The organism is Synechocystis sp. PCC 7339, assembly GCF_019924095.1.
In the GTDB taxonomy this organism is placed as follows: domain Bacteria; phylum Cyanobacteriota; class Cyanobacteriia; order Cyanobacteriales; family Microcystaceae; genus Synechocystis.
The window spans coordinates 2,482,107-2,502,123 of sequence record NZ_CP063659.1; the positions used below are offsets into that span (position 1 = coordinate 2,482,107).

At 49.0% G+C, this 20,017-nt stretch carries 15 protein-coding genes; 12 read left to right on the forward strand and 3 right to left on the reverse strand.

Annotated elements, in window-relative coordinates; translation table 11 throughout:
- The first annotated feature begins 94 nt into the window (after positions 1-94).
- The 4 genes from IQE94_RS11805 to IQE94_RS11820 all read left to right on the forward strand — a co-directional run bounded on the left by IQE94_RS11805 (position 95) and on the right by IQE94_RS11820 (position 5,717).
- Positions 95-1,498 (forward strand): efflux RND transporter periplasmic adaptor subunit, encoded by a 1,404-nt coding sequence (locus IQE94_RS11805; protein ID WP_223342012.1) that lies wholly within the window; start codon positions 95-97, stop codon positions 1,496-1,498.
- Between the two features lie 131 nt (positions 1,499-1,629).
- Entirely contained in the window at positions 1,630-4,854 is a 3,225-nt protein-coding gene (locus tag IQE94_RS11810; protein ID WP_212718570.1) for an efflux RND transporter permease subunit, read from the forward strand.
- A gap of 220 nt (positions 4,855-5,074) precedes the next feature.
- Positions 5,075-5,311: a hypothetical protein gene (locus IQE94_RS11815; RefSeq protein WP_212718572.1), complete on the forward strand. Its 237-nt coding sequence runs from the start codon at positions 5,075-5,077 to the stop codon at positions 5,309-5,311.
- Positions 5,304-5,717, forward strand: a complete 414-nt coding sequence (locus IQE94_RS11820; RefSeq protein WP_212718574.1) for a type II toxin-antitoxin system VapC family toxin — start codon at positions 5,304-5,306, stop codon at positions 5,715-5,717. The genes IQE94_RS11815 and IQE94_RS11820 overlap by 8 nt, the downstream gene beginning before the upstream one ends.
- A 197-nt stretch (positions 5,718-5,914) precedes the next feature.
- On the opposite strand, the gene clpB is transcribed toward IQE94_RS11820, so the two are convergent.
- Positions 5,915-8,611, reverse strand: coding sequence for an ATP-dependent chaperone ClpB (gene clpB / locus IQE94_RS11825; RefSeq protein ID WP_212718576.1), 2,697 nt, complete (start codon positions 8,609-8,611; stop codon positions 5,915-5,917).
- 133 nt (positions 8,612-8,744) lie between these two features.
- Between clpB and IQE94_RS11830 the strand changes: the two genes are divergently transcribed.
- The 4 genes from IQE94_RS11830 (at position 8,745) to IQE94_RS11845 (ending at position 11,998) form a co-directional block, all read left to right on the forward strand.
- A complete protein-coding gene (locus tag IQE94_RS11830; protein ID WP_212718578.1) occupies positions 8,745-8,927 on the forward strand; it encodes a hypothetical protein in 183 nt (60 codons plus the stop codon).
- A 613-nt stretch (positions 8,928-9,540) separates the two neighbouring features.
- Positions 9,541-10,263, forward strand: a complete 723-nt coding sequence (pyrH, locus tag IQE94_RS11835; RefSeq protein WP_194016874.1) for a UMP kinase — start codon at positions 9,541-9,543, stop codon at positions 10,261-10,263.
- The gene (frr, locus tag IQE94_RS11840) at positions 10,250-10,798 is read left to right on the forward strand and encodes a ribosome recycling factor (RefSeq protein WP_194016852.1); all 549 of its coding nucleotides are present in this window, start codon (positions 10,250-10,252) and stop codon (positions 10,796-10,798) included. Before pyrH ends, frr begins: the two co-directional genes overlap by 14 nt.
- 81 nt (positions 10,799-10,879) lie before the next feature.
- A complete protein-coding gene (locus IQE94_RS11845) occupies positions 10,880-11,998 on the forward strand; it encodes a branched-chain amino acid ABC transporter permease (protein WP_212718582.1) in 1,119 nt (372 codons plus the stop codon).
- Positions 11,999-12,034: 36 nt separating this feature from the next.
- Here IQE94_RS11845 and IQE94_RS11850 read toward each other — a convergent pair whose 3' ends face one another.
- Positions 12,035-12,829, reverse strand: coding sequence for a DUF3153 domain-containing protein (locus IQE94_RS11850; RefSeq protein ID WP_212718584.1), 795 nt, complete (start codon positions 12,827-12,829; stop codon positions 12,035-12,037).
- A 97-nt stretch (positions 12,830-12,926) separates the two neighbouring features.
- Between IQE94_RS11850 and IQE94_RS11855 the strand changes: the two genes are divergently transcribed.
- Both IQE94_RS11855 and IQE94_RS11860 read left to right on the forward strand, forming a co-directional pair.
- A complete protein-coding gene (locus IQE94_RS11855; protein ID WP_223342013.1) occupies positions 12,927-13,937 on the forward strand; it encodes a trans-acting enoyl reductase family protein in 1,011 nt (336 codons plus the stop codon).
- A gap of 21 nt (positions 13,938-13,958) precedes the next feature.
- A complete protein-coding gene (locus IQE94_RS11860; RefSeq protein WP_223342014.1) occupies positions 13,959-14,162 on the forward strand; it encodes a hypothetical protein in 204 nt (67 codons plus the stop codon).
- Positions 14,163-14,262: 100 nt separating this feature from the next.
- On the opposite strand, the gene IQE94_RS11865 is transcribed toward IQE94_RS11860, so the two are convergent.
- Positions 14,263-17,514: a glycoside hydrolase family 9 protein gene (locus IQE94_RS11865; RefSeq protein ID WP_223342015.1), complete on the reverse strand. Its 3,252-nt coding sequence runs from the start codon at positions 17,512-17,514 to the stop codon at positions 14,263-14,265.
- Between the two features lie 235 nt (positions 17,515-17,749).
- On the opposite strand from IQE94_RS11865, the gene IQE94_RS11870 reads away from it, so the two are divergent.
- Complete coding sequence (locus tag IQE94_RS11870; protein ID WP_223343225.1) at positions 17,750-18,589, forward strand: tetratricopeptide repeat protein; 840 nt, start codon at positions 17,750-17,752, stop codon at positions 18,587-18,589.
- An 87-nt stretch (positions 18,590-18,676) separates the two neighbouring features.
- Positions 18,677-20,017, forward strand: coding sequence for a TldD/PmbA family protein (locus tag IQE94_RS11875; RefSeq protein ID WP_212718591.1), 1,341 nt, complete (start codon positions 18,677-18,679; stop codon positions 20,015-20,017).

The window sequence follows — 20,017 nt, forward strand, 5'->3', positions numbered from 1 at the left end:
ATGGGCCTTATTAAACCGATCTTTTCCCTGGGACCATGGTTCTTCCCTGACTTGGATCACTGGTTCAGTACTAATTTTTCCTCCCACCATTTCTATGAATAAGTACTTCTCCCATCAGTGTCTGCGGCGACAGTTATCCCTCCTAAGTCTATTGAGTTTTTCCCTTATGGGTTGCGGTAATCTCTGGGAGCAGAACGTCAAAGCCCAAACGGATAATAACGAATCAAACCAGCCGATCGCCGTGGATGTGGCCTTGGCTAAGCCCGGGGACCTGGGGGGAGAGTTGGAATATACGGGCACCACTGCCCCAGTGCGGGAGGTTTCCATCAAGTCCCAAATTGAAGGACGCTTGCAAAAGTTATTGGTGGATGTGGGCGATCGGGTGAAGGGCGAGGAAGTGCTAGCAGAAATTGAAGATGATTTACTGCTGGGGGCGGTAGACCAAGCCAAAGCGGAAAAAATGGCCCAACGCTCGGAGGTTTTGACCGCCCAAAGTCAGGTGGGTGACGCCAAAATTCGGGTGGAACAGGCCCGTCTCCAACTGCAACAGGCCCAGGCGGACATTACCAGGTTAGAAACGTCCCTCAATGCCCGCATTGAACAAGCCCGGCTGGAAGTGGATCAAACCCAGGCTGATGCTGCTCGCTTCCGTTTACTGGCCGAAGAGGGAGCTGGCGGTGTCCAACAGGCTGAACAGGCAGAAACCAGAGCCCGCCAAGCCAAGGAAATTTTACGCAACGAACAGGCCAGTGCCAGTCAACAATTGAGCCAAGCTAAAACAGCAGCCAAAACTGCGTCCCAAATACTCAATTCGGCGATCGCCCAGGTAGAGATTGAACAACAGAGGGTGGGGGCGGCCACGGCCCAGATGAATGCCCAACGGGCTTCCATTGACCAGGCGCAAACGAGGCAGGAATACGCCACCGTCAGGGCCCCATTTCCTGGTAGGGTATTGCGGCGATCGAGTGAATCGGGCAATTTAGTGCAACCGGGGACGGAAATTTTGCAACTGGGGGATTTTCGTCAGCTAGAAATTAACGTGCAGGTATCGGAATTGCAATTAGCCCAAATTGCGTTGCAACAACAAGTTAGTGTCAAGCTAGATGCCTTTCCTGGCGAGAGCTTTACCGGGGTGGTAACCCGTATTTCCCCCCAGGCCGATGTTAGTTCCCGCTTAGTGCCGGTGGAAGTAACCATGGATAATCCCGGCGAAAAAATTGGGGCCGGATTGTTAGCTCGGATCAGCTTTGGTGCTAGTAATGCCACCAATGTAGTGGTGCCGGAATCCGCCATTGTCGATGAAGATGCCATCTTTGTGGTGACCAAGGAGGGAGAAAAAGACGTACTGGAACGGCGATCGGTCACCCTCGGAGAAATTGCCAACGGCAAAGTGGAAGTTGTGGCAGGACTAGCTCCCCAGGAACGGTTTGTTGTCCGTAGTAGCAGACCTTTACAACCAGACAGTCCCATTCGTCTCAGCGTGCTATCAGAGAAATAGCCAGTTGCGAGGGGTTGGTCAATGGTTGTTTTATTTCGCCCCATTTATATTCCTTTCCTAAGCTTAACTGCCTAATCTTTCCCTAGCGCCAGCGACTGTTTCTACCCCCACTCCCCATCTTTTCCAAGCCCATGTCCTCCCCCAATTCTGCTTTTAGCCTGAGTGGCCTGGCCATCCGTCGGCACATTGCTACCCTCATGCTCACCCTGGCCATTATTGTGTTGGGGGTGTTTGCAGTTTTTTCCCTACCAGTAGATCTGTTACCTTCCATCACCTATCCCCGCATTGGGGTGCGACTAGATGCCCCAGGGGTTTCTCCGGAAGTGGCGGTGGATGAAATTACCCGACCTCTGGAAGCGGCCCTATCGGCCACGGAGGGAGTGGTTCAGGTTTATTCCCAGACCAGGGAGGGGCAGATCAGTCTCGATCTATTTTTCGAGCCCGGGGGAAATATTGACCAGGCATTGAATGATGCCACGGCGACTTTTAACCGAGCCCGCAATCAACTACCGGATAATTTAGAAACGCCCCGATTATTTAAGTTTGACCCTTCCCAATTGCCGGTGTACGAGTTTGCGGTGACTTCCCCAGAATTGTCGGGGCCGTCGTTGCGGGTATTTGCAGAGGAAGAGTTAGCCCGGGAACTGGGGGTAGTGTCGGGGGTGGCATCGGTGAATGTGTCGGGGGCGGCCCAAGAGGAGGTGCGGGTAAATATCGATTTACAACGGCTACAGCGGTCGGGGATGAGCTTAACCCAGGTTTTGGATGCTTTGCAAAGTCGCAATGTGGATATTTCTGGGGGCAGAATTGTCGGCACGGAGTCGGAACCCCTCACCCGTACGGTGGGAAGGTTTGCTTCAGCCCAGGAAATTGAGGATTTGGTAGTGGGGACGGTGCCGGGGCCGGACGGACAACCCGCCCAAAAAGTCTATTTACGGGATGTGGCTAATATTATTGATGGCACAGAAGAGGAACGAATTTTTGTCACCCTCAACGGTAGCCCCGCAGTGAAAGTGAGTGTGCAGAAACAACCAGAGGCTAACACCATTGAAGTGGTGGATGGAGTCAAAAAACGCTTGGATGAGTTACGCAGGGAGGGGATTATTCCCCAGGAGGCAGAACTTACCACTACCTTGGATGATTCGGTCTTTATTCGTAACTCGGTTAACAATGTCGTAGTGTCCGGGCTCATTGGCACTACCCTGGCGGCGATCGCCGTTTTACTCTTTCTGGGCTCTTTGCGGCAAACGCTAATCATTGTCTTGGCCATTCCCCTGGCCACCATGGCGGCCATTATTGTCATGAAGGCCTTTGGCCTATCTCTGAACGTTTTTAGTTTGGGGGGCTTGGCTCTGGGGGTAGGCATTGTGGTGGATAACTCCATTGTGATGTTGGAAACCATTGCCGAAGGGGCGGGCATGACCCCGGGCAAAGTTAATTCGGTACCCCTGACTAAAGGGGAAATGCGGCATCAGGCGATCGCCAGCAGTCAAACAGTGGAGTCAGCTTTGGTGGCTTCCACTAGCACTAACCTGGTGGCGGTGTTGCCATTTTTAATGATCGGTGGCTTCATTGCCCTGATTTTTAACGAATTAATTTTAACCATTAGTTTTGCGGTGGCGGCTTCCATCCTGGTGGCGGTAACCCTAGTGCCCATGGCCGCTTCCCGTTTACTGGCTATTCGACAACGGAGTGGTTTAGGTAATTGGTTTTTCTTTCGGGAATTTAATCGACGTTTTGCAGGAGCCACAGCGGCCTACGCCCGTTTCCTCTCCATTTTGATCCGCCATCGACTGGTGGCTGTAGCCTGCATTTTCATCGTTTTTGGGGGCAGCAGTATTTGGATGATCCAACAAATTCCCCAGGAAATTTTGCCCCGCATCAACACTGGGCAAGCCAACATGTTTGCCCAGTTTCCCCCCGGCACTCCTTTGGAAGACAACAAACGTCTGATGGCGATCGTGGATGACATTCTGATTAACCAACCGGAAACGGAATATGCCTTTACCACCGTGGGGGGCTTTCTCTTTGGTAGCAATGTCAATGCCAATGCCCTCCGTAGTTCCAGCACCATTACTCTTAAACCCAATACTGATGTGGAAGCTTTTACGGAGCGGGTTACGGCGGAACTAGAAGCATTGAACTTGGTGGATATTCGCCTGCGGGTAGCGCCGGGGCAGTTGCGAGGCTTAATTTTGAGTAATTCGCCCTTGCGTAATGTAGATGTGGATGTAATTCTGCAGGGCAATGATGCTGATGGGTTAGATCAGGCGGGGCGGGCCGTGTTGGCGGAATTGGGGGAAAAAGTGACATTGGCCCGCTTTCGTCCCGATGCAGATCCCCGACAACCGGAAGTACAAATTCTGCCGGATTGGGCTAGGGCAACGGAGCTAGGTTTAACCACCCAAGCCATCGGACAAACCATCCAAACTGCCTTAGATGGGGCGGTACCCACTCAGTTGCAACGGGAAAATCGCCTGGTGGACGTGCGGGTAAAATTGGACAATGACCTCCTCTCTGGCCCTGGAGACCTGGCCCAAATTCCCCTATTTATTGATGGCGATCGCCCAATTCGTTTGGGGGACGTGGCCCGTATTGACCAAGGCCGAGCACCGGGGGAAATTCAGCGCATTAACCAACGGCCGGTATTTTTAATTGCCGGAACCTTAGTGGAAGGGGCCCGCCTCAGTGAAGCCTTGGAACAGGTGGATCAAGTTTTATCTGCCATGGAGTTACCCCCTGGGGTTTCCCGACTCCCCAGTACGGCGGCCGCTAGCAATGAACAATTACAGTCTTCCCTGGTGGTTTTAGGGGGCTTGGCGGCGTTCCTCGTTTTTGTGGTCATGGCGGTGCAATACAATTCCCTCCTCGATCCCCTGGTGATTATGTTCACTCTCCCCTTAGCCTTGGCTGGGGGTATTTTGGGTTTATACGTCACCCAAACGGCGATCGGGGCCACGGTAATTGTGGGCACAGTTCTCCTAGTGGGTATTGTGGTCAACAACGCCATCATTATGGTGGAATTAGCCAATCAAATCTGGGTCCAGGAGGGCATCAGCCGGGAAGCCGCTATCTTGCGGGCAGCTCCCCAACGATTACGCCCCATTTTAATGACTACCATCACCACCGTGTTGGGAATGTTTCCCCTGGCTCTGGGCATTGGTCAAGGCTCGGAATTACTGCAACCCTTGGGCATTGTGGTTTTTTCTGGTCTCTCCCTAGCAACTTTGTTGACTCTATTTCTAATTCCTTGTTTATACGTGTTGCTACACCAATGGGAAGGGGTAGATTTAGAAAAAGTCAAAACAGATTTGGAGTCCCGCTTAACCGAGGAAGATATCCCTACCAAAATTTAATAATCCCTCAGCTTCACAAAGTCTCATGTACCAAAAATACTTTTGTCTAAAACTTGTTTTATTATGGTAGTCAGACTTGGTAGTCCTAAGTATTGTCTTCTAGTAAGTCGAAAATTGACCGAATTTTTTATGCAAGTTCAACAAATTCCTATTTACCAATTTCTTGAGAGCGCAGGCAAGAATTTCATTATTCCTGTGTATCAAAGAGACTATTAACATAATGAACACTATTACCCTAAAACTTTCTTCTGTACTTTATCAAACGTTACAAAATTTAGCAGTTCAAACAGGGCGATCGCCTGAGGAAATTGCCACAGAATTTTTAGAAAAAGACTTAGAAATTATTGATGATCCTGTGGATGAATTCATTGGAGCTTTTCAAAGTAATATTCCTGATTGGGGAGAAAATCACGATTATTATTTAAGCCAAGAATTACAAGAAAATCATCATGACTAAACTATTTGTAGATACATCAGGTTGGGCAAATCTGATTGATATTAGTCAGCCCTATCATAATCTTGCCGTTGAAATATATCATGAGCATCGTTCCCAGAAATATAAAATTATCACCACAAACTATATTATTTGTGAATTAGTTGCACTACTCTCTAGTCCTCTCCGTATTCCCAAAGCTAAAGTAATCGCCTTTATTCAGAGTCTTAAAAAATCACCCTTTATTCAAATTATTCATGTCGATCAAATAATTGACTCTTACGCCTGGGAATTATTAACTCAACGTGAAGATAAGAATTGGAGTTTAGTGGATTGTTCTAGCTTCATCATCATGAAACAAAATAAAATTAACGAAGCACTCACAAGTGATCATCATTTTGAACAAGCTGGGCTGATAAAATTGTTATGAAATCACAATTCTATGTTGGAAATAAACATTTATTATGATCCTATGGGCAATACCTTAACCTTTTGGTTTGGCGATCGCCGTTTAAACACTTAGAAGGAACCCTTTGAGCTATCATTGGACAAGTAAATTTAGATATTGAAAACTTCCTGACTACACTAATAGAAGAGCGATAGAGTAGACGATATAAAGAAGTGGGATTACGGAGAAAGAACCTCGACTTCCGCTACCGGGACAATTTCCTCTGGTTCTTGGCAAACTGCTTCCGGCTCCCTTTCTTTATCAAAAATCAATTGATTATCCACACAATCAATTAAAATTTTATCCCCAGCCACAAACACATTTTCCAAAATCTTGGTAGCAATGGGATTTTCCAACTGCCGTTGAATTGCCCGCTTTAGTGGCCTAGCTCCATAGGTGGGGTCGTAGCCGACATTAACAATATGATCAAGGGCTGCATCAGAGAGGAAAAGGGTGATTTTCTGCTCGTCCAATAGCCTTTCAATGCGTTTAATTTGCAGGACCACAATGCGCCGCAATTGCTCCCGTTTCAGGGTATGGAAAATGATTAGGTCATCGATGCGGTTAAGGAATTCCGGACGGAAATGTTTCCGTAGGGATTGGAGCACCTGTTTCTGCATTTTGTCGTAATCAGCATCGTCGGCGGAAAGGCTGAGAATATGGTCACTGCCGATATTACTGGTCATGACAATGATGGTGTTGCAAAAATCCACCACTCGTCCCTGGGAATCGGTGATGCGGCCATCGTCCAACACCTGCAAAAGAATGTTAAATACGTCTAAATGGGCCTTCTCCACTTCATCTAAAAGAACCACGGAATAGGGCCGTCGGCGCACTGCTTCCGATAACTGTCCCCCTTCCTCGTAGCCCACATAGCCTGGGGGAGCCCCAATGAGACGGGAAACAGCATGTTTTTCCATATATTCCGACATGTCGATGCGCACCATGGCTTCTTCACTGTCGAATAAAAAGCCAGCCAAGGCCCTGGCCAATTCTGTTTTCCCTACCCCGGTGGGCCCCATAAAGAGAAAAGAACCGATGGGACGACTGGGGTCCTTCATGCCGGCCCTCGCCCGTCGAATAGCCGCAGACACCGCTGCCACAGCTTCCGTTTGCCCAATCACCCTTTGATGTAAATGGCCTTCCAGTTGCAATAACTTTTGCCGTTCCGTTTCCATGAGCCGATTCATGGGAATGCCTGTCCAACCGGCAACAATTTCGGCAATGTCCGATTCCGTTACCTGCTCTCGCAAAAGGGTATTACCAGAGCCTTGAATTTCTAGTAATTTACTTTCCTTTTCTTCAATGTCATGTTGGAGGACTTCTAACTCTCCGTACTTAATTTTGGCGGCCTTTTCCCAATCAGTGGCCCGCTCAGCTTTTTCTACCTGGAGTCTTAGCTCTTGCTCCTTTTCTTTGAGGGTGTTAATTTCCTCCAGCATTTGCTTTTCAGAAAGCCATTGTCCTGATAGTTCCTGTTGCTGGCCCTCCAATTCAGTAATTTCCTGCTGAATTTTTTCTAGCCTTTCTTTGGAAGATTTGTCAGCTCCTAAACCAGGACGTTTTTCTTCCCCTTCCAGGGAAACTTTTTCCATTTGCAGTTGCATTAAGCGTCGGTCAATATCCTCCAATTCCACCGGCTTAGAGGTAATTTCCATTTTTAATCGGGCGGCCGCTTCGTCCACCAAATCGATCGCCTTGTCAGGCAAAAATCGGTCTTGGATATAGCGATGGGAAAGGGTGGCGGCGGCTACTAGGGCGGAGTCGGTGATTTTAACCCCATGGTGCACTTCATATTTTTCCTTTAGACCCCGCAGGATGGAAATGGTGTCGTCCACGCTGGGCTGCTTGACATAGACCTGTTGAAATCTTCTTTCTAAAGCAGGATCTTTTTCGATGTTTTTGCGGTATTCGTCCAACGTAGTGGCCCCGATGCACCGTAGTTCCCCCCGAGCCAACATGGGTTTAAGCAAATTCCCCGCATCCATGGAGCCAGAACCTTCCCGACCACCAGCCCCCACTACAGTGTGAACCTCGTCGATAAATAAAATAATTTGCCCATCGGAGTTGGTCACTTCTTTCATCACTGACCGCAGTCTTTCTTCAAACTCCCCCCGATATTTAGCTCCTGCAATTAAACTGCCCATGTCTAGGGAAATCAGTTGACGATTTTTTAGCGATTCCGGTACGTCGCCATTGATAATTCGTTGGGCCAAGCCTTCGGCGATCGCCGTTTTGCCCACCCCCGGTTCTCCAATTAACACGGGATTATTTTTGGAACGCCGGGACAGGACTTGAATTACTCGCCGGATTTCCTCATCCCGACCAATAACAGGATCTAATTTACCTTGGCGAGCCTGCTCCGTCAGATCTCGCCCGTATTTATCCAGCGCTTCATATTTTTCTTCCTGATTGGGCTCCGTCACCTTTTGGGAACCCCGGATCGCTTTGATGGCCAGTTCCAAATCCTGGGGGTCAAGGTTAAATGTACGCAGGGTTTTACGCCCCATCCGGTCATCCTCTGCAAAACCCATCAATAGATGTTCAACAGAAATGAATTTATCTTCCCAACTACTGCGGGCGGCATCGGCCCGGTCTAGCATCACATCTAAGCTACGTCCAAGGTAAAGCTGTTCTACATAAGCCTGTTTGGGTTGTCGATTGGTGAAAATTTCCAACTGTTGCCTCAGACCCTCGCCATCCACCCCGGCGCGCTGGAAAATCCTGGCGGCCAAGCCCTTGTCCTGCTCCAACAGTGCTAGCAGAATATGTTCCACTTCCAAATTTGTGTTTTTATAACGGCGGGCCACTTCTTGGGATTTAACAATGGCGTCCCAGGCTTGCTCAGTAAATTTGGTTGGATCAGTAGGTTGCATTCAGACTAGCTTGATGGATATGGGCAAAACTGCTCATCTATTGTAAGGGGGACTGAATCATTTTCCTAGTTGTCTGAGGTTTGCTTATTCAAGTAAAATTCAAAAAAAGTAGTCGTTTCACAAAAAAAGCACAATGAACTACGAAGTTATTGTCTTAGCTTGTCAGCAACTAAACTATAGAGATAAATTACGTCTTGCACAATTGTTAATACAGGCAGCAAGAAAAGAAGAAGAGAATTTTAATCCTCAAAGTCGAACCGACTCACAACCTATTAAATATAGTTCAAAAACAGAAGAAAAATTCCAAAAGAGATAGACACTATTAAATAGGCTATTGAAAGACTACGAAAATTAAAACCAACAAAAAAAGTTCATTAATTAATTCCATAAAATCTATGTTTCAATTCCAGGGTGGGATTTCTGACAGTGAAATCAATGAAATTATTATTGAGTTACAAAAAAGAAAATATATTAAACTTGAGCAAAATAATGTAATTTATCTATAATTTAACGAAAGTTTAGATAAAATCTATTAGTAGAAATCAGATCAACAAGAAGTTTTAGCGTCTATTATTCTGGAAGAAATTCAAGTAAATCAACAATGACATCAGTTTTTTTTAACACAAGCAATGAGAGATTTAGAAAATGATAACTTACCCGAATATACTGAAGCGGATCTAATTGAACAATAGCAATAGCAGGACAGATAGTATTATTCAAATTTCCTCAAACCGATCTTCCTGTAGAAAAGTCTCCCCGAAGGGATAACCATTGGTAGACACTCAAACCCCTTGCTGAGCGCCGAAGGGATACTGGACATCTGAAAAAATCGTTGCAGGTTCCCCTTGGGTGCTATGGTATGGGGGGAATTTTGCGTTTAAGCCCTCTTCTCTAGTTTTTTATATCAATGTATCAATGGTGATGGCGGCATGAGTTACCAGCGAGTTTTGTTGAAATTGAGCGGTGAAGCCCTTATGGGAGACCTGGGCTACGGCATTGATCCCGCTGTGGTGGGGACGATCGCCCAGGAAATCAAAGATGTTCTCCAGGCTGGGGTGCAGTTGGCCATTGTGGTAGGGGGAGGCAACATTTTCCGGGGAGTGAAGGCCTCTGCTGCCGGTATGGACCGGGCCACCGCCGACTACATCGGTATGATTGCCACGGTGATGAACGCCATGACCCTCCAAGACGCCCTTGAACAAATGGGCATTCCCACCAGGGTGCTAACGGCGATCGCCATGCAGGAGGTGGCGGAACCGTATATTCGCCGTCGGGCAATCCGTCATTTGGAAAAGGGTCGGGTAGTAATTTTTGGGGCTGGTTCCGGTAATCCTTTTTTCACCACCGACACCACCGCCGCTCTCCGGGCCGCTGAAATTGATGCGGAAGTAGTTTTCAAGGCTACTAAGGTGGACGGGGTCTACGACTCTGATCCTAAAACGAATCCCAAAGCTCGCCGTTTTACCACTTTGACCTATAGCCATGTGTTGGCGGAAGATCTCAAAGTCATGGACAGCACGGCGATCGCCTTATGCAAAGATAATAATATTCCCATTATGATCTTCGACCTAGGGGTTCCCGGTAACATTGTACGGGCCATCAAAGGCGAAGCAGTCGGTACGTTAGTTGGAGAAAATTGTGCAGTTAGCTGAACTCAAAGACCACATGCAAAAAAGTGTTGAAGCGACCCAGAGATCCTTCAATACCATCCGCACCGGCCGGGCCAATGCCTCCCTGCTAGACCGGATAAGTGTCGAATATTATGGAGCTGAAACTCCGTTAAAATCCCTGGCCACCATTGGCACCCCCGACGCCAGCACCATCGTGATTCAGCCCTTCGACATGGGCAGTATTGGCACCATCGAAAAGGCCATTTCCCTGTCTGACTTGGGACTAACTCCCAACAACGACGGTAAAGTAATTCGCTTGAATATTCCTCCTCTCACGGCGGAGCGCCGTAAAGAATTGGTCAAAGTGGCTGGTAAATTAGCCGAGGAAGGCAAAGTGGCCATCCGTAACATCCGCAGAGACGCAGTGGATGAAGTGAGAAAACAGGAAAAAAATTCGGACATTTCCGAAGATGAAGCCAGGGATTTGCAAGAAGAAATCCAAAAATTAACCGATCAATCCACCAAGCGCATTGATGAATTGTTGGCTGCCAAGGAAAAGGACATCACCACGGTGTAAACCCTTGCAGAACTAGCTCCCAACGGTGGTCAGAATAAACCCTAGGCACCTTAGCCGAAAATCATTGCTTTCTTCAATCCTATGAACTTTGGCTATCTGATTTTTTTGATCACCTCCGCCGCCACCTATGGCATTTTTGCCCTGGGTTTGAATTTGCAATGGGGCTTCGCTGGGCTAATTAATTTTGGCCATGTGGCTTTTATGACCCTGGGGGCCTATGCCACCACTTTGCTAAGTTTACGGGGTTGGCCCATTCCCCTGGCTGTGTTGGTGGGGATGGGATTAGCCATGGCGTTGGGTTTGCTCATTGGCACTTCTACTCTGCGACTAAGAGAAGATTATCTGGCGATCGTCACTATCGGCGTTTCCGAGTTAATTCGTTTAATAGCCAACAATGAAGAATGGTTAACCCAGGGGACTTTTGGGGTGCAAAGTTTTCCCTGGCCGATGGACTTTAACCCCACCCTATTGAGCCGGATTGTGTTTGTTATTTGGCTCACAATTCTGGCTATTTATGCAGAAAGTATTTTAATCAAAAGCCTCTTAAGACAGTGGAAAGAGGGTAAGAAAATTCAAGGCAAAAGTTATCAGCCCCGCAAGCTTTGGGCTTTGCTGGTTTGGGGAATTATCACCACAGTGCTGATTTTAACTGCCTATGTTCCCGGGGTGGTTTCCTTGTATAACTACTCTGGTAAAGCAGGATTAATGTTATTAGCTTTAACTTTGCTTGCTCTTACCTATGCCGGTTTGGAGTTTTGGGTTCATTCTCCCTGGGGTCGTATTCTCAAAGCGATTCGAGAAGACGAAGAAATTCCCCGGGCCCTGGGCAAAAATGTCTTTTGGTATAAGTTGCAAGCCTTCATGGCCGGCGGGGCGATCGCCGGTTTAGCAGGGGCATTATTTGCTTGGCAATTAACCAGTATTTACCCCGGTAATTTTGACACTTTACTGACTTTTAACGCTTGGATCATTGTGGTGTTGGGGGGAGCGGGCAGTAATGCAGGCACTGTGTTGGGTACGATCATTTTCTGGGCCTATGATTCCTTGACTAGGTTTTTGTTACCCCAAATCCCTTTCCTAGACCAGAGTCAGGCCGGAGCTTTGCGGGTAATGGTTATCGGGTTAATTTTAATGGTGTTAATGGTATGGCGACCCCAAGGTATTTTGGGTAAAAAAGAAGAGTTAACCCTAGGGCGCTAATGGTTAGCTGGCAATTTGTTACTGGAATTTGAGCCTTTACGCCCCCTCAAAGTTGCTATTAATCACTCCGGGCCAGCGGCCATATTTGAGGTAAAAACCCCCTAAACAAAGGACGACTATCAAAATGGTGCCGATCGCCAAATAACTAGGCACGAAAAAGCTCGTTTCAATAACGTTAATTTGTCCGGGTTTTAACTGCCATTGCCCAGGTACTTCTGTGCCCAGTTCTTCCCCCGGAGCATTGGAACTCTGGAGAGTTAGGGGAGTTTGTAAATTAAAATTCAGATCAATTAGGGAGCCGGGACTAAGGATAATGTTGCCTTGGTTGGATAAAACCCCCAGGGCCCGTAGGTCCACAGTCAACTTGAGGTGATTGCGATCCACCAATAGCCAATTGCTTTGTTCTAGTGCTAGTTCCGCTTTCAAATTAAGTAAATCTAACTGGTCTGGCTCTGGCAATCGCCGTCCTTTGGGGGGTTGGGGATTAAAAAAGCGATTGAACTTTTCCACCAACTCCTGGCCGCTACCAAAGGGAATGGTGACCACAAGGGTTTCCTCTGAAGGGCGATCGGTGTGGCCGTTTAAGTCCTTGGCCCGCTGGTCTAAACTTTTCAGCCACCGGTCAGCCTCTGCTTGGCTCAGGGTGGTTAGCTGTTCCCCCAGGGTAATATGTTGGACAATTTCCCCATAATGTTGCTCAGGAAAATGAATGCCCACATCATAATCGACACAGCCGGTCAGCAAACAGCAAATGCCCAAAAGCATGGGTAATAAGCGTTTAAACCATTTCTGGGGGCACATCATCCGGGAAGCCTCATGAGCAAATGACATCAAGGTAAATCTAAGACTCGACCGCCAGTATATCAATCTAGACCATCCCATAGTTAGTTTTTTGTACCATTCAACCTGTCAATCGCCGTTAAACTCTATGACAAAACCATTACCATATGACCTCATAATCTTGGGTGCGACGGGATTTGTCGGTGGGATTGTTTGTCGATATTTGCTATCCCACTGGGAAACTGCGGCAGGGAAAAACTGGGCGATCGCCGGCCGTTCCCAAACCAAACTTGATCGTTTGGTGCAGTTCCTTAGTCCTCAAGCTGCTCATTTGACCACCTTTGTGGTTGATGTTGAAGATGAAGCTGCCGTCACCGCTCTGTGTTCCCAAACCAAAGTTGTGGTTTCCACGGTGGGCCCCTATGCCCTTTATGGGGAAACCTTAGTCCGAGTTTGTGCTACCACCGGCACAGATTACTGCGATCTCACGGGGGAAGTCCAATGGGTGCAACAAATGATCCAAAAATATGAGGCGATCGCCCAGCAATCGGGGGCTCGCATTGTCCATTGTTGCGGTTTTGATTCTATTCCTTCTGACCTAGGGGTGTATTACTTACAACAACAAAGTCAACGGCGTTGGGGGGAACCCTGCATCCGGGTCAAAATGAGAGTTAAAACAGCCCAAGGTGGCATTTCCGGAGGCACGATCGCCAGTGGCATCAACCTAATCCAAGAGGCGATCGCCGATCCTTCCACCCGTCAGGCCCTCAGCAATCCCTATATCCTTTGTTTTAAACCTAATAACGGGTCTGACCATCCCCCTACCCTCATCCCTGTGCAAAATGATCCCCTCTTTCATGGGTGGATTACGCCCTTTGTGATGGCCGGCATTAACACCCCGATTGTCTTACGTTCCAATGCCCTCCAAAACCAGGCCTATGGTGAAGGATTCCATTATGACGAAGGGATCTTGACAGGGCAAGGCATAGCAGGTTGGCTAGCAGCCCAGGGAATGAAATGGACTTTGGACCTCATGGCCCTTGCTTTGGCGATCGCCCCTAGTCGGTGGTTATTAACCCAAGTTTTACCTAAACCAGGAGAAGGCCCCACCGAAGAAGATCAACAACAAGGCTTTTATGATTTACGTTTTTGGGGATAAACTGCCTCTGGCCATTCCCTCATGGTCAAAGTTACAGGTGATCAAGACCCCGGCTATGGTTCCACGGCAAAAATATTAGCCCAAGCTGCATTGTGTTTGGCCAAAGATAAACCCCAATCATCTCTCCAAGGCGGTTTTTGGACTCCTGCAGCTAGCTTTGGTCAGGATTTAATTCAGCGTTTAGTTGACCATGCTGGATTGACTTTTACTGTCACATCGCCGTAGGCTCCACCAGTGTTAAGACTCTCCATTCACTGATTGCCGGCAAAAATTAGGGAATGGTGGGGAGTTGCCGTTCTCCCCTTGGTATTCTGACCTTGTTTTTCTACATCCCCTGGGGTACTGAAATACCTGGCAAAGCATTTAACTGGGCCGCCGTGAGGGGATTACCGCCAAACTGTTCCACAGACCAAGCCAAGGCTCCAGTCAAGCCAGCATTGTAATCGATCGCCACTTCGTTGCTGATGTAGTCATCCCGGGAATCGTTGTAACTAAAATCATTGGCGGCAGTGGGGCCTCCCACAAGGGCACCAAACAAAATGTGTTCATTGGGCAAACCGTTACGAAAACCGTCCCAGCCTACTCCCGAAGCGGCCCGATGGTGGGGCTGTTGGGGGAAATCATTGCCGTAGCCCACCATATAGCTAGCATTACGGGGATTACTGCCCAAAATGTAATCCACTGTGTCCTGGGCCAACTGGGCATACTTCCCGGTGGGATCAGTTAGACCATCCGAGTACACCGCTGCTAACATTGCCGTGTTAGCGGCATAGCGCAAAGAACCCCATTGACTGATGAATCGTAGCCCACCGTCAGTGATTTGTACTCCATCGGTACCATTGACCCAGGCATCTAACCAGCGGGTCACATCTTGCTTGATGGCTTGATTGCCGGTGTCTTGGGCTAGGATTACCGCCGTGCCATAGGAAGCATCGTCCCAATTGTGAGTCCAGCCATTGCTCAGTCCACCGATGGAACTGTTGTAGATATTTAGGGCTTGATTGAGATAGGCAGAACCATCTCCCCCTGCACTACTAACCGCCCGGGATAACCAAGCCGCCCCATAGGCCAACTCATCTTCGTAGCCACTCCAGGAATTGTAATAGTTCCGCACTTCGGGAATGGAGTCAGAATATTTACCCCGATAGGTGTCGGCAAAACGATACAAAGATTGGGCATTGACCAACAATTCATCGGCATAGGCAAAATCCCCCGCTTCTCGGAACAGAATGGAAGCCGCCGCCAGGGCCGCCGCCGATCCCGCTGCTACATCGGAGCCCGGTTTATCGGGAGTGACGGCCATAGCTGGCCGGGCAATGGTTTGACTTTCCGGGGCACTCCACAGAGAATGATCCGCCGACACATTTCCCACCTGAGCCACAAAAAATACGGTTTCCCCATTGGCATTGGTAACGTGGGCTTTGAGCAAATAATCTGTGCCCCACCGTATGGTTGTCAGGAGGTCATCCATTTGACCGCTAGCTTGATAACCGTCGCTAAATTCCACACCGCCCCAGGCCAGGGTGGTCAAAGTAGAAGCGAGGGGTAAGCCAAATTTGCCGTGGTCCCCCGCATCGTGGTAGCCGCCGGTCAAATCCAGGCTCAAACTGGCCTGCAAATTACCGCTGTTTTGCCCACCAAAATAAATGCCATCCCGACCATCCCTCAAGCCAGAATCTCCGCGCCAGTCAATGCGTTTAGTGTTTTCATCCAAATCCCCGGAACGGTTGGCTTCGTAAAATAGGAATGATTTCTGTAGGGCTTCGCCGTAATTATGTTCCCCATTGGCGATCGCCGGAGGATCCACGGGATTAGGGTCAGGGTTAATCGGGTCAGTGGGGGGATTAGGATTAGTGGGGGTTTCCCCTCCATTACTACCGGAACCTGTGCCAGTTTGGCCGACAATACCACCACCGAGGAAAAGTAGATCAGCATTTAAACCGCCATCATTACCGATCACCGTTCCTTGGGTACCATTAAAGCCAACTTTGACCGCACCGCCAGGGGCAATGGAAGCAGCCCATTCACTGCCGGTAACAGTATAGCGAGTGACACCTCCCCCCAGATCTGTACCTTGAACCGTGGCCCCCCAGGGACTACCGGAAATTTTATGGACAGTGTCGAAGCTGAAACTCCAATTATTTAACTGACTCCCCGAAACATTAGTTACAGTTAATTCCGCTGTAAAGCCATTCCACCAACGATTGCCGGCCACCGTGACGGTAAAGGGATTATTGGGAAAAACGGGATCAGGGGGTGGGGGAGTAACTGGACCGGGATCAGTTACCGGAGGCTCGGTAGTGCCTCCCCCCATGCCATCGTCCGGGCCAGAACCGTTGTCCATACCGCCGCCGTAGTTATGATCATGGTGACTGTGGTCATCGCCACTGCCATGGCCTCCAGCCCCACCGCTAAATTCCCCACCACCAATGGGGGTTAAGCCATTACCAGGACGACTTTGATGACCGTCGGTAATTTGCCCCGCTGGCCCCTCGGGCGTAGCTAAACCAGTGCGGCTAACAATGGTAACTTGATCAACCGTGACCCCAAAAGCATCTTCTAGTCGGTCTTCCACCACCTGGTCATGGTGAAATTCCAAATTGGCGGGAATCAATTGACTACGGGTAATTCCCACCAGCAATAAAGTTTGCCCTGTGGGTTGGGTGGCAATTAACAAACCCTCCGCTGCATCGCTGACAGTCAATCTTTCCCTTGTGCCGTAGTAGAGAAAGCTCAGCTTCATGGTGGTAGGGTCAAAATTCTCAATGCGTTCCTGCACTCCATACTCATGGGAACGAACATAAACGGTGTTGCTATTCCTCGCTCCCAAACCCAATTCCCAGGAGATTACCCCGCCAATGTCCTGCCGTAAATGCTCGTTTTGCACAATGCCAAAATTTGCCGCCGTCAGATCGGTAAAACTGACTCCCCGAATAACCTGAAACTCGGGGGTCCAAGCCCAGGGATTGATAATAGCCACTTCCCCAGTACTGGTTTTACCAACGATGAGGTTATGCACCGACACATCGCCAAAATCCAACCTATCCAAAGCGGGATTGAAACCGATAATATCGGCGGCTGCAGGATTGATCGCAAAAACTCTGCCGGTATCAGTGTTGGGATTAGGGTCCACCACAGGATCGGTAGGGGTTACAGGATCAGGATCAACTACGGGATCAGGGATAGGATCTGGGTCGGGATGATGATGTTCCCCCCCATGGCCCCCAGTATTGGCATCAACATTGGTGAATAGCAGACTAGAAGTCAAAGAGCCACTGTTACCGATCGCCTTACCTTGGGCACCGTTAAAGCCAATGGTGACGGAACCACCGGGGGGAATACTCGACGCCCAGCCAGCCCCGGTGAGGGTATAGCGGGTAATGCCATTGCCCAAATCTACGCTAGTGAATGTAGCTCCCCAGGGATTACCGGAAATTTTGTGAACCGTGTCGAAGCTATAGGTCCAGCTATTGAGGGGAGTGCTGGAGGTATTGGTAATGGTGAAATCAGCGGTGAAACCATTCCACCAGAGGGAACCACCCACGGCTACGGTGATGGGGGATAGGGTACTGTTCATGGCGAGGAGCATTAAAGGGAACTTCTACAACCTAATCAAAAATTCCTGAAAACCTAAACCCTTCAGGTGGAGGGTTTTTCGCTACTTCGTACTAGGCTAACCGCCACCGGGGGATCGCCCATAGGTGAATCCCCTCAAGTTAATCCAGCCCTGGGGCGATGGTTTGAATATTTCCACGGAGAAAATCTAGAATAGCTACATCCGATTTCCCCAGAGTCCAAACCCCATTGTTGTGATGATTTCCCTTTTGCGAAAATATTTCCCTTTCCTTGTCTCCTTTTTATGGGCAATTTTACTGGTCGGTTTACTAATTCTCTGCCCTGCCCCGGTGTGGGCAACGGACAATGTCAGTCCCGTCACCGATGAAGAGTTACAGGTCGGGGATAGCCTCGCCGATCAAGCCTTTGCCGCCACGGAAATGGGGGATTTTGTTACCGCTGAAAAATATTGGACGGAATTGATTGAGAAGTTTCCCCAGAATCCGGCTGTGTGGAGTAATCGGGGGAACTCCCGAGTGAGCCAAAACAAATTGGACGAGGCGATCGCCGATTTTAACCGAGCCATTGAGTTAGCACCAGGGCAAGCGGACCCCTACCTCAACCGGGGTACTGCCTTGGAAGCGAAAGGGGAATTCAACGCGGCCATCGCTGACTATAACAGGGTTTTAGCTGTTAATCCGGAAGATGCCTTTGCCTACAACAATCGGGGCAATGCGGAAGGGGGTTTGGGCCATTGGACCGTTGCCCTAGAGGATTTTCAGCGAGCTACGGCGATCGCCCCTAATTTTGCCTTTGCCCAGGCCAATACTGCCCTAGCGTTGTACGAATTGGGACAAAAAACCGAAGCTATTCAAACCATGCGTCGTCTGGTGAAAAAATATCCCATGTTTGCGGATATGCGGGCCGCCCTCACCGCTGTGCTCTGGGTAGATGGCCAACAGGGGGAAGCGGAAAGTAATTGGGTGGCCGCTGTGGGGGTAGATAGTCGTTACCAGGATCTGGACTGGGTGAAACAAATTCGCCGCTGGCCTCCCAGCGTGATAAGTGCGTTGGATAAATTTTTGAGTCTTAGTTAAGGCATCCCCACCCACGAGGTAATTGATAGCTCCCGGCCCCGTCCATTCGTTAAATTGGAATTATTCAGTCCTACTAATCACAAGACTATGCTCGATATTCAGGCGATCGCCGACCATGCCCACCAGGGAGCCGCTGCACTGGGAATTAAACAATATGACATCTACGGTTCTTCCGTGGATGATGCCGGAGTGGAGGTTGATTCTGGAGAACCGAAGCAGGTGGAAGCGTCAAACCGGGCCAGTGTAATTGTACGAGTCTGGAACGAAAAGGGTTTGGTGGGGGTAACCAGCACCACGGATTTGGACCAAGCCGGCATTAGTTTAGCCCTGGAAACCGCCGCCGAAGCCAGTGCTTTTGGCATCACCGATAATATTCCCGACTTTAGTCCCGAAGCCCAAGTACCCATCGGTGGCGCAGAGAATGACGTGGCAGAACCGGCCCCCATGGGGGACTTAATTGCCACATTGGTCAAAGCAGAACAGGACTTGCTGTCCAGCCATCCCGCCATTACTGGAGTGCCCTATAACGGTTTATCGGAACAGACCACGGAGCGGTTTTATCTCAACAGTGCTGGAGCTAAACGCTATGAATGTCGTTCCTATGCTTCCATTTATCTTTACAGTCGGGCAGAACAGGAAGGCAAAAAGCCCCGCAGTGCCGGAGAAATGAAGATCAGCCGGGATTTAGCCAGCCTGGACATTGATGGTTGCTTGCAAACAGTCAAAGAAAAAACCCTCAGCCATCTTGATTACCGCCCTATCTCCACCGGTAAATATACTGTCGTCTTTTCCCCCCGAGCCTTTTTAAGCTTGCTCAGTGCTTTTTCTAATCTTTACAACGCCCAAAGCATCCTCGATAAACAGTCCTTAGCTACTAAGGAAACCCTCGGCACGGCGATCGCCAGTGAACTGCTTTGTGTCAGTGATGATGCTCTGCACCCAGGCAATATTTCGGCGGAACGCTTTGATGGTGAAGGTACCCCCACCCGGAGAGTGGACATTATCAAAAACGGCATTTTAACTGGCTTATTGCACAGTGCCGGCACTGCCAAACGTTTTAGTACCCAGCCCACCGGCCACGCCAACATCGGGGCTAAAATCACCGTCGGGGCCCACTTCTACCATGTGTACAGTGAGGAAGCTTCAGAAAAAAGCTATAGCTTGGACAAAGCAGAAAACGTAGTTTACATAGACAAACTTCAAGCCCTCCACGCCGGGGTCAATTCTCTCCAGGGTTCTTTTTCTCTACCCTTTGACGGCTGGTTAGTAAACAAAGGTGAAAAGCAAAGCATTGATGCGGCCACGGTGGCAGGGGACTTTTTGGAAGTTTTAAAAACTATTGTTTGCCTAGAACCGGAAGCGGAAGTTACCCCAGGGGGAGTCTGTCCTCGGGTTTGGGTGGAAGGATTGGCCATTACCGGAGAGTAG

Coding starts and splice junctions, on each gene's coding strand:
- IQE94_RS11810 (WP_212718570.1), top strand. CDS start 1,630: ATGTCCTCCCCCAATTCTGCTTTTAGCCTGAGTGGCCTGGCCATCCGT.
- IQE94_RS11850 (WP_212718584.1), bottom strand. CDS start 12,829: ATGTCATTTGCTCATGAGGCTTCCCGGATGATGTGCCCCCAGAAATGG.
- IQE94_RS11860 (WP_223342014.1), top strand. CDS start 13,959: ATGGTCAAAGTTACAGGTGATCAAGACCCCGGCTATGGTTCCACGGCA.
- IQE94_RS11870 (WP_223343225.1), top strand. CDS start 17,750: ATGATTTCCCTTTTGCGAAAATATTTCCCTTTCCTTGTCTCCTTTTTA.
- IQE94_RS11805 (WP_223342012.1), top strand. CDS start 95: ATGAATAAGTACTTCTCCCATCAGTGTCTGCGGCGACAGTTATCCCTC.
- IQE94_RS11815 (WP_212718572.1), top strand. CDS start 5,075: ATGAACACTATTACCCTAAAACTTTCTTCTGTACTTTATCAAACGTTA.
- pyrH (WP_194016874.1), top strand. CDS start 9,541: ATGAGTTACCAGCGAGTTTTGTTGAAATTGAGCGGTGAAGCCCTTATG.
- IQE94_RS11865 (WP_223342015.1), bottom strand. CDS start 17,514: ATGAACAGTACCCTATCCCCCATCACCGTAGCCGTGGGTGGTTCCCTC.
- clpB (WP_212718576.1), bottom strand. CDS start 8,611: ATGCAACCTACTGATCCAACCAAATTTACTGAGCAAGCCTGGGACGCC.
- IQE94_RS11820 (WP_212718574.1), top strand. CDS start 5,304: ATGACTAAACTATTTGTAGATACATCAGGTTGGGCAAATCTGATTGAT.
- IQE94_RS11830 (WP_212718578.1), top strand. CDS start 8,745: ATGAACTACGAAGTTATTGTCTTAGCTTGTCAGCAACTAAACTATAGA.
- IQE94_RS11845 (WP_212718582.1), top strand. CDS start 10,880: ATGAACTTTGGCTATCTGATTTTTTTGATCACCTCCGCCGCCACCTAT.
- IQE94_RS11875 (WP_212718591.1), top strand. CDS start 18,677: ATGCTCGATATTCAGGCGATCGCCGACCATGCCCACCAGGGAGCCGCT.
- IQE94_RS11855 (WP_223342013.1), top strand. CDS start 12,927: ATGACAAAACCATTACCATATGACCTCATAATCTTGGGTGCGACGGGA.